This is a genomic window from Amycolatopsis pittospori, from assembly GCF_013870525.1.
Lineage (GTDB): Bacteria > Actinomycetota > Actinomycetes > Mycobacteriales > Pseudonocardiaceae > Amycolatopsis > Amycolatopsis pittospori.
The window spans coordinates 111,020-124,560 of record NZ_JACBXD010000004.1 but is presented as its reverse complement, the minus strand read 5'-3'; the positions used below and the strand labels follow the sequence as shown (position 1 = coordinate 124,560).

Sequence of the window (13,541 nt, the reverse complement as noted above, 5' to 3'; positions counted from 1 at the left end):
TGGGAGGCCGCGTGGCTGGGACCGGGTACTTCACATCCGTCGAAGACGTGACGGCGAAGCTCGCCGACACCGGCTACCTGGCTTCGGCGGCCGTCGCCACCACGGTGTTCCTCGCGGACGCCCTCGGCAAGCCGTTGCTGATCGAGGGCCCCGCGGGGGTCGGCAAGACCGAACTGGCGAAGGCGGTCGCGGAGGCCAGCGGGTCCCGGCTCGTGCGCCTGCAGTGCTACGAAGGCGTCGACGAGTCTCGCGCGCTGTACGAGTGGAACCACGCGAAGCAGCTTCTGCGGATCACCGCCGGCAAAGACGAGACGTGGGACGAAGCCCGCAACGACATCTTCGGCGAAGAGTTCCTGCTTGCCCGGCCGCTACTGACGGCGATCAAGGGCGACGAACCGACGGTCCTGCTCATCGACGAGACCGACAAGGCCGACGTCGAGATCGAGGGGCTACTGCTGGAGGTCCTCGGCGACTTCCAGATCACCGTCCCGGAACTCGGCACGATCACCGCCGGACGCAAGCCGTTCGTGGTGCTCACGTCGAACGCCACGCGAGAACTTTCCGAAGCGCTGCGGCGGCGATGCCTGTTCCTGCACATCGATTTCCCCGACGCGGCACTGGAACAGCGCATCGTGCGGCTCAAGGTGCCGGGCGTCGACGACGCGCTGGCCGCGTCCCTGATCAAGGTGATCACCGCGCTGCGGGCGATGGAACTGCGGAAGGCACCGTCGGTCGCCGAGACCATCGACTGGGCGCGCACCCTCCTGGCGCTCGGCGCGGACAGCCTCGGTGAAGACGTCGTCCGCGCGAGTCTCGGCGTCATCCTCAAACACCAGGACGACGTCGTGAAGGCGGACGCGCGGCTGGAACTCGGCAAGGTCCTCGACTCGTGAGCGGCGTGCCGGGCAGGCTCGTCGAGTTCGTGGAAGCGCTGCGGGAGCACGGGATCCCCGCCGGTCCCAGTGAGACGGTCGACGCCGCCGCGGCACTCGAAGTGCTCGGCCTGGCTTCGCGCGAGCAGATGCGGGAAGGCCTCGCGGCGGCGCTGGTCCGGCGCGGCGGCCAGCGCGCGGTGTTCGACGCGACCTTCGACATCTACTTCCCGCTCGGCGTCGGCGCGCCCTCGCAGGACCCGGTCGACGACCTCGCGACCCTGCGCGATCGGCTCGCTTCGGCACTCGCGGCCGACGATCAGCCGGAACTGACGCAGCTCGCCGGCCTCGCCGTCGACATGCTGGGGGAGTACGGCGCCGCGGCGGGCACCGGTGGCTGGTCCGCGCATCAGACGTTGGAACGCCTTCAGCCACAGACACTGGTGGTGCGCGTACTCGACGCGATCCGCGCGGGCGCGCAGGAGGACTTCACCGACCGGCTCGACCGCGACGACGTCCGCCGCCGGGTCGAAGGATTCCGCGGTCTCGTACGCACCGAGGCACGACGGCGAGTGGCGGAAGTCCGCGGCAGGGAAAGGGTTTCGCGGCACGCCGTCGCACCCGCCGCCGACCGCGTCGACTTCCTGCTCGCCAGCCGCGCGCAACTCGCCGAACTCCGCCGCGTCGTGCAGCCGTTGTCGCGGAAACTCGCCACCCGCCTGGCCGCGCGCCGCCGACGGCACGCACGCGGCCAGATCGACCTGCGCCGGACTTTGCGGCGTTCGCTGTCCACCGGCGGCGTCCCGATGCGCCCGGCCTACCGGCGGCACCGGCCGGGGAGGCCGGAAATCGTGCTGCTGTGCGACATGTCGGGATCCGTGGCCGGTTTCGCGAACTTCACCATGCTGCTCGTACAGGCCCTGCGCGACCAGTTCGGCAAGGTGCGCGTGTTCGCGTTCATCGACGCCTGCGACGAGATCACCCACCTCGTCGACACCGGCGCGGCCGATCCGGAAGACCTCGGCGCGCGGATCCTCGCCGACGCGGAGCTGACCCGATGGGACGGTCACAGCGACTACGGTCACGCGCTCGGCGAATTCGTCGAGCGGTACTCGGACGCCGTGGGTCCCAAGACCTCCATGCTCATCCTCGGCGACGCCAGGACCAACGGCGGCGACCCCAATCTGGCGGCGGTACGCGGAATCGCTTCCGCCGCAAGGCATACGTACTGGCTCAACCCCGAGCGGACGGCGCTGTGGTCCACCGGGGACTCCGAGGCGCACGCGTACGCGGAGGTCGTCGAGATGCACGAATGCCGGAACGTGCACCAGTTGACGCGTCTGGTGACAAGGCTTCTGCCCGCCTAGCCCGGGCTCACCCCGGCGACGACGAGCCGGAACAGCCGGTTCGCCTCGGCGGCCGGATCGGGATGGTGCTCCGTGCCCAGCGCGATACCGACGATCACCGTGAGCAGGTCCGAGACGGTCACGTCCTGCGCCACGGCGCCGTCGCGCGCGGCGTTGCGCAGCAAGGGGGCCGCGGCTTCTCCCAGCGTCACCGCGCAGCCGTTCCCGTGCACCGGGTCGGTGTCCGGATAGGACAGTGCGGTCGCCAGCCCCCGCGCGGTGACGCAGTAGGTGACCACTTCGCCCAGCCAGGTCAGCAACGCGGCGCGGCTGTCGGCCTCGTCGGCCAATTCGCGGGCGCGGGCGGCGAGGGCCGCGATCCGCCGGTGGGAGACCGCTTCGAGGAGTGCGCGCCGGGTGGGGAAGTGGCGGCGCACGGTCGCCGAGCCCACTCCGGCCGTCCGCGCGATCTGTTCCAGTGAGGCCCCGGCGCCCTGGGCGGCGACCTCCTCCTCGGCCACGGCCAGAATGCGCGCGAAGTTGCGCTTGGCGTCGGCGCGCTGGTGGTCGGACACGATTTGACCTCCGGGTTTGCTAAGTGGCGGGCCCCGCCATATCGTAGCGGAAGCTAAGTGGCGGGCCCCGCCGTTTAGCTTTCCGTCCCGAGGAGGAGCGTCATGTCCCCTGAAACCGCACCCGTCCTGGTCACCGGAGCCACCGGCCGCCAAGGCGGAGCCACTGCCCGCGCCCTGCTCGCCGCAGGCGTCCCCGTGCGCGCACTGGTGCGCGATCCCGGCTCCGAACGTGCCAAGGCCGTCGAGGCGCTCGGCATCGAACTGGTCACCGGAGACCTGCACGACCGCGACTCCGTCATCCGGGCCGCCGAGGGCGCCCGGGCGGTCTTCTCCGTGCAGATGCCCGGTTTCACCGGCGAGGGCTTCGATTTCGACGGCGAGGTGACGCAGGGCGTCAACCTCATCGAAGGCGCGAAGGCCGCGGGTGTGCCGCAGTTCGTGCACACATCCGTCGCCGGCGCGGGTCAGCACACCCGGGAACCCGGCTGGGTCGACGGCCGCTGGCCTTCGGTGGAGGTGAGCCTCGGCGCCAAGAGCGCGATCCAGGACCACCTGCGCGACGCGGGCTTTTCCCGGTGGACGTTGCTGAAGCCGGGCTTCTTCATGGACAACTTCCTGCCGTCCATGGCTTTCCTGTTCCCCCGCGGGATCGAGGGCGGTCTGGTGAGCGTCGTGAAGCCGGGCACCCGGTTGTCCCTGGTCGAGGTGGACGACATCGGCACGGCGGCGGCCGCGGCCATCGCCGATCCGGACCGGTTCCACGGCGTCGAACTGGAGCTGGCGAGCGATCTCCTCTCGATGACCGAGATCGCCGAGGTCCTGTCGCGCGTCTCGGGCAGGCCGCTCTCGGCACCCGATATGACCGAGGAGCAGGCTTTCGCGGCCGGGATGCCGGAGATGGGCGCAGGGCACGAATACCTGAACGTCGTGGGCGCTCCTGCCCGGCCCGAGTCCGCGAAGGAACTCGGGCTCCCGCTCACGAGCTTCGAGGAGTGGGCGCGGCGCCGGTTCTCGGCTACGGCTTGAGCGCGGCCTTGCCGTAGGCGTCGGCGTTGCTGAACACTTCCTGCCCGTACGCGGTGGAGTTGTTGTAGGTCAGCACCGCGGTCCACCAGCCGGCGGGCTTGCCGAGGTCGCCGCCCTTCGCGCACATGTAGCGCGCTGTCGTCATGGCGGCGTCGTCGATGTTCTGCGGGTCCGGTCGGGCGCCGTCACCACTCGCGCGGACGCCGTACCGCTTCCAGGTGGCGGGCAGGAACTGCATCGGCCCGACCGCGCGATCCCATTTCGGGTCGCCGTCGAGGGCGCCCTTGTCGGTGTCGACGACCGCCATGACACCGGGGGAGCCGTCGAGCGGGATGCCGATGATCGGCGGCGTCACGACACCGTCCTCGCCGGCGCGGGAGCCGTCGTGACGGGCGTGCTGGGACTCGGTCCGGCCGATGCCGGCGATGGTCGCCCAGGTGATGTCGCAGCTGGCGGGGGCTTTTTCGGCCGCGTTCACGTACGCGCGCAGCGTGCGTGAAGGGATGTCCGTGTTCTCCGACACCTTCGCGATCCAGGCGTCCTTCGCGGGCGCCGCGGGCAGCGGTCCGGCGTCACCGGGGATCGCCGAACGGGCGGCGGGCTTCAGCGCGGGGACGGTGAACTCCGGTTTGGTCGGCACCGGTTCGCGATCGACGAGGCTGACCACGACCCACACCGCGCCGGCCACCAAGGCGCCCACGACCAGCAACGCGAGCATCACGCATCCACGCGGGCCGCGCTTCTTGGGCGGTGGCTGCCACTGGCCGATGAGGTCCAGGCTCGAAGGGGACGAAGCGGTCACCGGTTCCACGGTACGTGACGGATGTGGAGAACCTGTGTGGCCCGCCCCCCGCGTGAGCCGGGCCACCCCATCCCGCGTTTAGTCCTCTGAATGCGGTCCTTGCGCGTGCAACTAACGCATTCAGAGGACTGAACGCCTCAGGCGAGCCAGGCGTCGATCTCCTGGTGGACCGAACGCTTGAGGTCGGCGGGCGCGAAGGAGGCGTCGACGGAGGCCCGCGCCAGGGCGGCGAGCGCGCGGTCGTCGTAGGCGAACGCCTCCCGCGTACGCAGGAACTCGTCGGTCAGCGTGGTCCCGGTGACCGAGGGGACGTCGGTGCTGAGCGTGACCACCAGCCCGGCGTCGACCAGCCGGGGAAGCGGGTGCTCCTCGAACGACGGCACGAGCCCGAGCGTCACGTTCGACGACGGGCAGACCTCCAGCGCGATACCGCGTTCCCGCACTTCGGCGACCAGGGAGACGTCCTCCAGGATCCGGATGCCGTGCCCGATCCGTTCGCTGTGGCCGAGTTCGAGCGCCTCGCGGATGCTGGCCGGTCCGGCGTCCTCGCCCGCGTGGTGGATGAGGTGCAGTCCGGCCTCGTCGGCCTCGTCGCAGATCCCCGCGAACGGCGCGAGCGGATACTTCTCCTCACCCGCCAGGCCGATCGCGATCACCCCGTCCGGGGCGTACCGGCGGGCGAGGTCGAGGGTGAGCCGCGCGCGTTCGAGGGAACGGCGGCGTGAGTGGTCCAGGATCACCCGCCAGACGAGCCCGTGTTCGGCCGCGCCCGCCGAAAGTCCTTTGAGGACGGACGCCAGCGGCATGTCCGGTTCACCGAGCCGTTCGCCGTGCGCTCCTGCCGTGAAGGTGACCTCGGCGTAGCGGACGCCGTCCTCGACCTGGTCCTCGCAGAATTCGCGCGCCACTCGTTCGAAGTCTTCCGGCCGCTGGAGGCAGGACCGGAGCAGCCCGTTGTAGTCGCCGAACGCCCGGAATCCGTCGAACACGGGTTGCTCGGCGGGTACGGGGATGCCGTTCGCCTCCCCGAGCTCACGGAGCGTGTCCGGCCGGACGGTGCTCTCCAGATGGACGTGCAGATGGGCCTTGGGCAGCAGCGACAGATCCCGCATGATCCCGAACCTAGCGTCCGCCGCCGCGTCGCGCGTCCGGTTTTCGGCGATCCGACCTGGGCGGTTATCCGAAATGAGTGATTTGGCGCGCTACGGGGAACCCGGTGACCACCACTGGTCGTTGAGCAGGACAACCAGACGACCCCGAGGAAAGGGACCCATCGTGGCTCTACTGCGGAAGTTGACCGCCCTGGCCGGCACCGCCGGGGCCGTGCGCGCCTACGTGCGGAAGAATCCTGAGAAGGTCTCGAAGGTAGTGAACAAGGCCGCGACCTTCGTCGACGGCAAGACCAAGGGCAAGTACCACCACCAGATCGACGGCGCCGTCCGCAAGGTCGACGGGATGACCGGACGGCCCCCGCGCCGCCCGAACGAGTACTGACCGGTCAGCCCTGCTCAGCGAGCGTCTCGAGGATCTGTTCGCCGTACTTGGCGAGCTTGTTCTCGCCGACGCCGCTGACGGTGCCCAGCTCCGTCAGCGTGGCGGGCCGTTTGGTGGCGATCTGGCGCAGGGTCGCGTCGTGGAAGATCACGTACGCGGGCACTCCCTGCTCCTTCGCCGCCGCGGCTCGCCACGAGCGCAGCAGTTCGAACACCGGCGCCGCCTCGGCGGGCATGTCGGCTGCCGCTGCCTTCTTCGCGCTGGACCGCGCCGCCGCCTTGGCCGCGCGTTCCGGCTCACGCCGTAACTGGACCTTCCGCTGCCCGTTCAGCACCTCTGCGCTGCCCTCGGTGAGCACGAGCGACCCGTAGTCGCCCTCGACCGCGGCGAGCCCTTGGGCCAGCAGCTGCCGGACCACGCCCCGCCACTCCGGCTCCTTCAGCTCGGTGCCGATCCCGAACACCTTCAGCGAATCGTGCCGGTGCTGGGTCACCTTCGGCGTGGTCTTGCCGAGCAGGATGTCGATGATCTGCCCCGCACCGAACTTCTGCCGCCGTTCGTTCTGCAGCCGGACGATCGTGGAGAGGATCTTCTGCGCCGGCACCGTGCCGTCCCAGGACTCCGGCGGGGCCAGGCAGGTGTCGCAGTTCCCGCACGGTTCACTGCGCTGCCCGAAGTAGGTCAGGACCTGCACACGGCGGCATTCCACCGTCTCGCACAGAGCCAGCATCGCGTTGAGGTGCGCGCTCAATTGCCGCTTGTGCGCGTCGGATCCCTCCGACATGTCGATCATCTTGCGCTGCTGCACGACGTCCTGGAGGCCGTACGCCAGCCACGCCGTCGACGGCAGCCCGTCGCGGCCAGCACGGCCGGTCTCCTGGTAGTAGCCCTCGACGGACTTCGGCAGGTCCAGATGCGCGACGAACCGCACGTCCGGTTTGTCGATGCCCATACCGAACGCGATCGTGGCGACGACGATCAACCCGTCCTCGCGCAGGAAACGCGACTGGTGCTTCGCACGTGTCCGCGCGTCCAGCCCCGCGTGGTACGGCACCGCCGGGATCCCGTTCTCCACCAGGAAGTCCGCGGTCTTCTCGACCGAATTCCTCGACAGGCAGTAGACGATCCCCGCGTCGCCCTTGTGCTCGGTGCGCAACAGTTCCAGCAACTGGCGCTGCGGCGAGTTCTTGCCGACGATCCGGTACTGGATGTTCGGCCGGTCGAAGCTCGCGACGAAATGCCGCGCCTCCTCGAGATTGAGCCGGGACGCGATCTCGGCGTGCGTCGCCTTGGTGGCGGTGGCGGTGAGCGCGATCCTCGGCACGTCCGGCCAGCGCTCGTGCACCGCGGACAGCATCAGATAGTCGGGCCGGAAGTCGTGGCCCCACTGGGAGACACAGTGCGCCTCGTCGATCGCGAACAGCGAGATCTTGCCACGGTCGAGCAGCCGCACGGTCGACTCGACCGAAAGGCGTTCCGGCGCCAGGTACAGCAGGTCCAGTTCACCGGAGAGGAACGCGGCCTCTACGCGGTTGCGCTCGGCGTAATCCTGCGTCGAGTTGAGGAAACCCGCGCGCACGCCGAGGTTGCGCAACGCGTCGACCTGGTCCTGCATCAACGCGATCAGCGGTGAGACGACCACACCGACACCGGGCCGCACCAGCGCCGGGATCTGGTAACACAGCGACTTGCCGCCGCCGGTGGGCATGAGGACGAGCGCGTCACCGCCTGCGATGACGTGTTCGACGATGGCGTGCTGGTCGCCGCGGAAGCTGTCGTAACCGAAAACGCGGTTCAGCGTTTCGAGGGCTTCCGAGGTACCGATGTCGGGGGCTGCCACCCGGACGATTCTAGGGGCGGGGTCCGACAGTCCCCGCGCCCGCGTTCCTCAGCGCCGGAAGTCCCACTCCAGCGCCCGGTTTTCGGTGACGACCGGCCGGTAACCGCCGACCACCGCCCCGCCGGTCTCCAGCGCGGTCGCGGTCTGCTCCAGCAGCTCGGTCAGCGAACCGGGCCATCGGGCGAAATCGACGCCGCCTTCGTGGTCGCTCGCGCCCAGCCGCGCGGTGCCGGTGCGCTGGTCCAGGAAGAGGGTGTTGCCGGAGCCGTCGGCGGCGAAGGGCACGAACTTCCCGTGCCACCAGGAGCCGACGCTTTCGTCTACGCCGATCGAGACCAGCGCTTCGCACAGGGTTTTCGCCTCGGTCGCGATATTCGCCGTGGAAACCGGGGCGTAGAACGGCGGAAGGGTGAAACCGTCACCCCGTCCGGTCGCGCCGTCGTGCCGCAGCAGGGAGGCGACGAGTTCGGCGGGCAGGGCGACCCCGATCATCTTCTGCGTCTCGATCACCTCCGCGGTCGTCGCGGGCGGACGGAGAGACGCCGCCGAGGCCGGAGCTTTGGCCTTGAGCCACCGTTCGATGCGGTCCCAGGCGGCGCCGACGCGGCGGGTTGTGGCGTCGGCGACCGGGTCCAGCGCGGCCGGACCCTGGCCGGGATGGCAACCGCTGTCGACGGTCAACGTCCGACGAGTCGTGGGCGCGGGTGCGGCCGTCGAGAAGGACGGCGTGTTCGGCGTCGTCCGCGCAGGCTGCTCCGAGGACAGCCACTGGGTCTCCCTGGACTGCCCGCCGCGCACCGTGACGGCGAAGACGAGGCCCAGCACGATGACGACGCTGGCGACGGCGATCACCACCGCGCGCCCCCGGTTCTTCGACACGGGCAGAGGTTAGCCGGTTTCTTCCGCCGCCTTCCGGCGTTCGCGGCGGCCGCGGGCGATTTCGGTGGCGAGCGCGTCGAGGGGACCCGTCCAGAACCGGCGGTACTGCTCCAGCCAGCCGTCGATCTCCTTGAGCGGGCCGGGATCCACCGAGTACAGCCGGCGCGCGCCCTCGGCCCGGACGGTGGTGAAGCCGTTCTCGCGCAGGACACGCAGGTGCTGGGAGACCGCGGGCTGGGAGATGCCGAATTCGCCGCGGACCACCGTGGTCACGTCCCCGGAACTCAGCTCGCCGTTCGCCAGCAGTTCCAGGATCCGGCGGCGGACCGGATCCCCCAGGACGTCGAACGCGTGCATCCGGCAACTATCACGGCCTGAACTTATATAAGTCAAGGTTGTCAGGCCTGGGTCACCTCGTGGTGGCATCGTTTCCGGTGCGAGGCCCGCGGGTAATCCCGCATCGAAGAGCGTCGGAAGGGGATTCGATGAAACTGGCCGAGGTGCTGACCGACGGGTTCGGCCGCATCCAGGAGGTCGTGCACGAGGCCGTCGAGGGGCTGACTCCCGAGCAACTGGCGGCGAGCCCCGCGCCGGACGCGAACACGATCGCCTGGCTGGTCTGGCACCTGACCCGGGTCCAGGACGATCATGTCGCGGACCTCATGGGCACCGAGCAGATCTGGACCACCGGGGGCTGGCTGGACCGGTTCGAACTGCCGTTCCCGGCCTCGGACACGGGCTACGGGCACCGGCCCGAGGACGTCGCCGCGGTCCGTGTCGGCTCCGCCGATCTGCTCACCGGCTACTACGACGCGGTGCACGAGGCGACGACGGCATGGACCGCCGGTCTGGACGAAGCCGCCCTCGACCGTATCGTCGACCAGGCTTGGGATCCGCCGGTCACCCTCGGGGTACGCCTGGTCAGCGTGCTTTCCGACGACCTGCAACACGCCGGGCAGGCCGCGTACGTCCGGGGACTCGTACTCCACGATACGTAGGCCAGGTGCCGCTCCACGACGGACGACGGGAGCGCCGCTCGCGGAAACACTGGGCGCATGAGTACTTCCACAGTGCGGCGACAGCCGAAGACGCTCACCCCGCGGTGGCGGAAACTCGTCCTCGTCGTCCATGTCGTCTCGTCACTCGGCTGGCTCGGAATCACCCTGGTGAACGCGGTCCTGACCGCCACCTCCGTGTTCACCGACGATCCCCGGCGCCAGCACGCGGCCATCCTGATGATGGACCAGGTCGGCGGGTACCTGCTACTGCCGGTCAGCATGACCGCCCTGGTCAGCGGGATCGTGCTCAGTGTGGGCACGAAATGGGGACTGATCCGGTACAGGTGGGTCGCGATCAAACTGGTCCTGACGCTGATCGCGGCGGCGCTGACGGTGTTCTCGCTGCTGCCGGGGATCCGTGAGCTGGCCGCGCTGGCGGAGTCCACTATGGACGGCGTGTTCGTCGAAGCGGGGCAGCGGGTGGACGGGTTCTATCCGATCATCGTGTCCACGACGATGTACCTGACCATGACCGTGCTTTCGGTGTACAAACCGGGCGGGAAGACGCCCTACGGACGGCGAGTGACCGCCACGCGGGGCCGCGAGCGTCAGCCGGCTTAATACTCTTCGAGGGCTTCGTCGATCCGCTTCGCTTCGGCGAGCAGATCGTCCAAAGTGGTCTGAGCGGCGGCGGTCTCACCGTTCGCCGCCTCCTCCTCGAGTTCCGCGTCGGCGAGCCGTCGCCGCAGCTCGTTCGCCTTCTCAGTGGACTTCTCGGCCCGGCGTTCGGCGCGGGCGACGTCGATTTCCGCCTGTTTACAGGCCTTCGCGAGAGCGGCCGCCTCACGCCGGAGCCGGTTGAACTCCGCCACCCGTTCCTGCTCGCGTTCGGCCTCTTCGCGAGCCTTGGCTTGGCGCTCTTGATCGGCCTTCGCGGCGGCGTCGGCCTTCTGCTTTTCCTTCGCCTTCCGCCGATCGTCCAAATGCGACACGGTGGCCGGTTTTTCCCGCTCCGGAGCGGGTTCCCGCTTCGGTTGCGGCGTGAATCCGCTCGTCAGCCACTGGTCACCCGCGCTGTCCGCGCCGGTGCTGAGCCGCCCGGCCAGCGCGAGCGCCGCCACCTCGGGATCGGCCACGACGGCTTCGAGGGTCGCCTCGACTTCACGGGCGACGGACTCGCTCATCGAGCGTTCGTCCTGCAAGACCTGGTTGACCAGTTCCTGACGCCGCTTGGTGAGCTTGCGCAGTTCCGGCCCGGCCAGCGCGGAATGAGCCTTCCGGAGGTCTTCGCCGAGCCGGGCCAGTTCCTCCAGTTCGGCGGAACCGGCGCGGCGGTTGAGGATCGTGGCCGCGAGCGTCGGTTTCCGGAGCGCGCGGATCCGTTCGGCCAGCGCGGCGTCACCCGCAGCCTTGGCATCTTTCGCCCGCTGATTGCGCACGGAAACGAACTCGGCCGGATCGCCGGCATAGAGTTCGTCCGCGACCTCGTCGAAGTCCATCGTCCTCCGGGAACCGGTGACTCAGCTGTCGGTCAGGCTCGGGATCAGGTGGCCGTGCTGACGCTTGGCCTCGAGGTACGCGCGAGCCGATTCACTCACCGGCACGATCGACGGCTCGCGTTTCACGATGATCCCACGGTCTTCCAGGGCTTTCATCTTTTCCGGATTGTTGGTCAGCAGCCGCACGCGGGTCAGGCCCAGGCTCTCCAGCAGATCGGCGGCGGCCGCGTAGTCACGGGAGTCGTCGGGGAGATGCAGCGCGCGGTAGCTGGTGAAGGTGTCCGCCTCGTGCTTCTGGCTGTAGACATAGCCGCGCGCTTTGGCGAGCAGCCCGGCGCCGCGTCCCTCCTGGTCCAGGTAGACGATCACGCCGGCGCCGGCGTCGATGATCAGCTTCTTCGCCTGCTCCACCTGATCATGGCAGTCACAGTCGACCGAACCGAGGATCTCGGAGTAGACGCAGCGCGAATGGATCCGGACCAGGCAGTCGTCCGTGGGTTCGCCGTAGATCGCGGCCACCGGGGGATTTCCGGTCGCGTGCGCGTCGTCGAGGACCCGGACCCGGAAGCCGGAGCCGCCGGTTCGACTGAGCGAGTGCTCGACGAAAAGTTGTTCAGTCATGGGCCTCGTGCTCCGGAGTCACTTTGAGTACACGGTCCACTTGCTGTGCCATCGGCATCGAATCCGCGACTCCGCCGAACGACTGGGCCGCGGTCATGGCCGCGGTCGCCCATTCGAGGTCGGACTGGTCGATCTTCCGGTCCTTCAGGAGCAGGCGGTGGATGAGCGCGGCGCTGAAGGCCTCCCGGGCGCCAGGGGTGTCCCGCAGGGCGGTCGGGAAGCGGGCGACGTCCGCTTTGAGATGCTCCGACCGCACCATGCAGCCGAATTCTTCGGTGATGCAGACGCCGTGCACGCCGAGTACCAGCAGACTCGAAGCCAGCGCTTCCATGGTGATCTCGTCGGTGGCGCCCGAAAGGAGCTCTCGCAGCTCCCACTGGGTGCCGACCAGGTAATCGATGTCGGCGAAATGCTCGTACAGGAACTGAGGGCTGGCGATCGGCGGAGAAGGCCGGACCACGATCAGCGGCTTCTTCTTGAGGCTGCTGACCACGCGCAGGACCTCGCGAGTGGCTCCCATGGGCTGCTCGAAGGTGATGACGACCGCGTCCGACGCTTCAAGCACGTTGCGCAGTGAGTGGGTGTGGAAGTCGGCCGGGTCGAGCCGGATCTCGCCTTCGTTCATCCACGGCATCAGGACCGCGCCGCCGTTGCGGGTCATGAACACCCCGACAACCGGGGTCTTGGCGTTCGGCACCATCTTGACCAGATTCAGTCGCATGCCCTCGGCGGACATGTAGTCCAGCAGCATCTGGCCGGGCAGGTCGTCGCCGACCGCGGTGATCATGTGCACGTCCATGCCGAGGCGGGCGTTCGCCACCGCGTGGTTGAGGCCCTTCCCGCCGGGATGGGTCTCGTAGGAGATGAGCGGCGTCGACGATCCCGGTGACGGGATGTGGTCGACGACGTAGATGTGGTCGACGACGGCGGAGCCGATGACGCTCACGGTCGCCGCCCGGGTCGCGGCGTCCTTCGTCTTGCCGGGCTCGGGGAGTGCGACGTCGAGAACGGAACTGCTGACGCAGAGTTCCGCCAGTTTGGCGATGGCGCGGGTCTCCAAGCTGGAGCGGAGCGCCCGCACGGTCAGATGCCGATCGGGGAGGTCCACGCCGAGTAACCGGTGGATCGGCTCCCAAAGCTCCACGAGCCGGTCGCGGCGTTCACCGACATCGGCCGCGTACAGGGTCTCGATCTCGGGGGCGTCGGGGAACCGGTCCGCGAGCAGGCCGAGGGAGAGCGCCATGTCGACGATCACGAGTTCCTCGGTCGGCAGCTGATCGGCGATCCGCCGTACCGCGTCCAGTGCGGCCTCGGGCTCGTCCTTGCCGGTGGTGTTCACGATCTGCCGGACGACCGGGAGGTCCAGGATCGGCCGGACACCGACCTCCGTGGAGCGCAACCGTTCGGCGCTCAGGCCGGTACGCGTTCGCAGTCTCACCAGAGCACTGCGGACGCCGTCCACGCCCGGTACCGGACCACTCATCGGGGTAGATTACTCCGTTCATCGGCAGTTGCCATGGGGTTGGGGTTCTCGTACGGCTATTGCCGTCCGTTACGCCGGAGGATCGTCGCGGGGAGCATACCGCCGC

15 protein-coding genes are annotated in these 13,541 nt (G+C 69.1%); 6 read left to right on the top strand and 9 right to left on the bottom strand.

Annotated features, from left to right (window positions below; genetic code table 11):
* Positions 1-11: 11 nt before the first annotated feature.
* Both H5J31_RS03635 and H5J31_RS03630 read left to right on the top strand, forming a co-directional pair.
* Positions 12-893 carry an AAA family ATPase gene (locus tag H5J31_RS03635; protein ID WP_181770984.1) on the top strand — a complete coding sequence of 294 codons (882 nt, stop codon included), beginning with the start codon at positions 12-14 and terminating at the stop codon, positions 891-893.
* The gene (locus tag H5J31_RS03630; protein WP_181770983.1) at positions 890-2,239 is read left to right on the top strand and encodes a vWA domain-containing protein; all 1,350 of its coding nucleotides are present in this window, start codon (positions 890-892) and stop codon (positions 2,237-2,239) included. The genes H5J31_RS03635 and H5J31_RS03630 overlap by 4 nt, the downstream gene beginning before the upstream one ends.
* Here the strand turns inward: H5J31_RS03630 and H5J31_RS03625 are convergent.
* Complete coding sequence (locus H5J31_RS03625; RefSeq protein WP_181770982.1) at positions 2,236-2,793, bottom strand: TetR/AcrR family transcriptional regulator; 558 nt, start codon at positions 2,791-2,793, stop codon at positions 2,236-2,238. The genes H5J31_RS03630 and H5J31_RS03625 overlap by 4 nt on opposite strands.
* Positions 2,794-2,895: 102 nt before the next feature.
* On the opposite strand from H5J31_RS03625, the gene H5J31_RS03620 reads away from it, so the two are divergent.
* A complete protein-coding gene (locus H5J31_RS03620; protein WP_181770981.1) occupies positions 2,896-3,819 on the top strand; it encodes an NmrA family NAD(P)-binding protein in 924 nt (307 codons plus the stop codon).
* Here H5J31_RS03620 and H5J31_RS03615 read toward each other — a convergent pair.
* Both H5J31_RS03615 and add read right to left on the bottom strand, forming a co-directional pair.
* A complete protein-coding gene (locus H5J31_RS03615; protein WP_328701366.1) occupies positions 3,809-4,621 on the bottom strand; it encodes a lytic murein transglycosylase in 813 nt (270 codons plus the stop codon). The genes H5J31_RS03620 and H5J31_RS03615 overlap by 11 nt on opposite strands.
* Positions 4,622-4,758: 137 nt before the next feature.
* Positions 4,759-5,733: an adenosine deaminase gene (gene add / locus H5J31_RS03610; protein WP_181770979.1), complete on the bottom strand. Its 975-nt coding sequence runs from the start codon at positions 5,731-5,733 to the stop codon at positions 4,759-4,761.
* A 163-nt stretch (positions 5,734-5,896) separates the two neighbouring features.
* On the opposite strand from add, the gene H5J31_RS03605 reads away from it, so the two are divergent.
* Positions 5,897-6,115, top strand: coding sequence for an antitoxin (locus H5J31_RS03605; RefSeq protein WP_181770978.1), 219 nt, complete (start codon positions 5,897-5,899; stop codon positions 6,113-6,115).
* Between the two features lie 4 nt (positions 6,116-6,119).
* Here H5J31_RS03605 and recQ read toward each other — a convergent pair whose 3' ends face one another.
* The 3 genes from recQ to H5J31_RS03590 are packed head-to-tail and all read right to left on the bottom strand — an operon-like array spanning position 6,120 to position 9,191.
* Positions 6,120-7,955 (bottom strand): DNA helicase RecQ, encoded by a 1,836-nt coding sequence (gene recQ / locus H5J31_RS03600; protein WP_181770977.1) that lies wholly within the window; start codon positions 7,953-7,955, stop codon positions 6,120-6,122.
* A gap of 48 nt (positions 7,956-8,003) precedes the next feature.
* Entirely contained in the window at positions 8,004-8,834 is an 831-nt protein-coding gene (locus H5J31_RS03595; protein WP_328701365.1) for an SMI1/KNR4 family protein, read from the bottom strand.
* A gap of 9 nt (positions 8,835-8,843) precedes the next feature.
* A complete protein-coding gene (locus H5J31_RS03590) occupies positions 8,844-9,191 on the bottom strand; it encodes an ArsR/SmtB family transcription factor (protein WP_181770976.1) in 348 nt (115 codons plus the stop codon).
* A 128-nt stretch (positions 9,192-9,319) separates the two neighbouring features.
* Here H5J31_RS03590 and H5J31_RS03585 point away from each other — a divergent pair, with 128 nt between their 5' ends.
* Positions 9,320-9,832 (top strand): mycothiol transferase, encoded by a 513-nt coding sequence (locus H5J31_RS03585; RefSeq protein WP_181770975.1) that lies wholly within the window; start codon positions 9,320-9,322, stop codon positions 9,830-9,832.
* A gap of 57 nt (positions 9,833-9,889) precedes the next feature.
* A complete protein-coding gene (locus H5J31_RS03580; RefSeq protein ID WP_207897365.1) occupies positions 9,890-10,453 on the top strand; it encodes a hypothetical protein in 564 nt (187 codons plus the stop codon).
* On the opposite strand, the gene H5J31_RS03575 is transcribed toward H5J31_RS03580, so the two are convergent.
* From H5J31_RS03575 to H5J31_RS03565, 3 genes are read right to left on the bottom strand one after another with little or no spacing between them, the layout of a single operon-like run.
* On the bottom strand, positions 10,450-11,331 hold the full coding sequence (locus H5J31_RS03575; RefSeq protein ID WP_181770974.1) for a hypothetical protein: 882 nt from the start codon (positions 11,329-11,331) through the stop codon (positions 10,450-10,452). The two genes, H5J31_RS03580 and H5J31_RS03575, sit on opposite strands and share 4 nt — an antisense overlap.
* A 21-nt stretch (positions 11,332-11,352) precedes the next feature.
* Complete coding sequence (locus tag H5J31_RS03570; protein ID WP_181770973.1) at positions 11,353-11,952, bottom strand: GTP cyclohydrolase II; 600 nt, start codon at positions 11,950-11,952, stop codon at positions 11,353-11,355.
* A complete protein-coding gene (locus H5J31_RS03565; protein ID WP_181770972.1) occupies positions 11,945-13,435 on the bottom strand; it encodes a PfkB family carbohydrate kinase in 1,491 nt (496 codons plus the stop codon). Before H5J31_RS03565 ends, H5J31_RS03570 begins: the two co-directional genes overlap by 8 nt.
* Positions 13,436-13,541 lie beyond the last annotated feature (106 nt).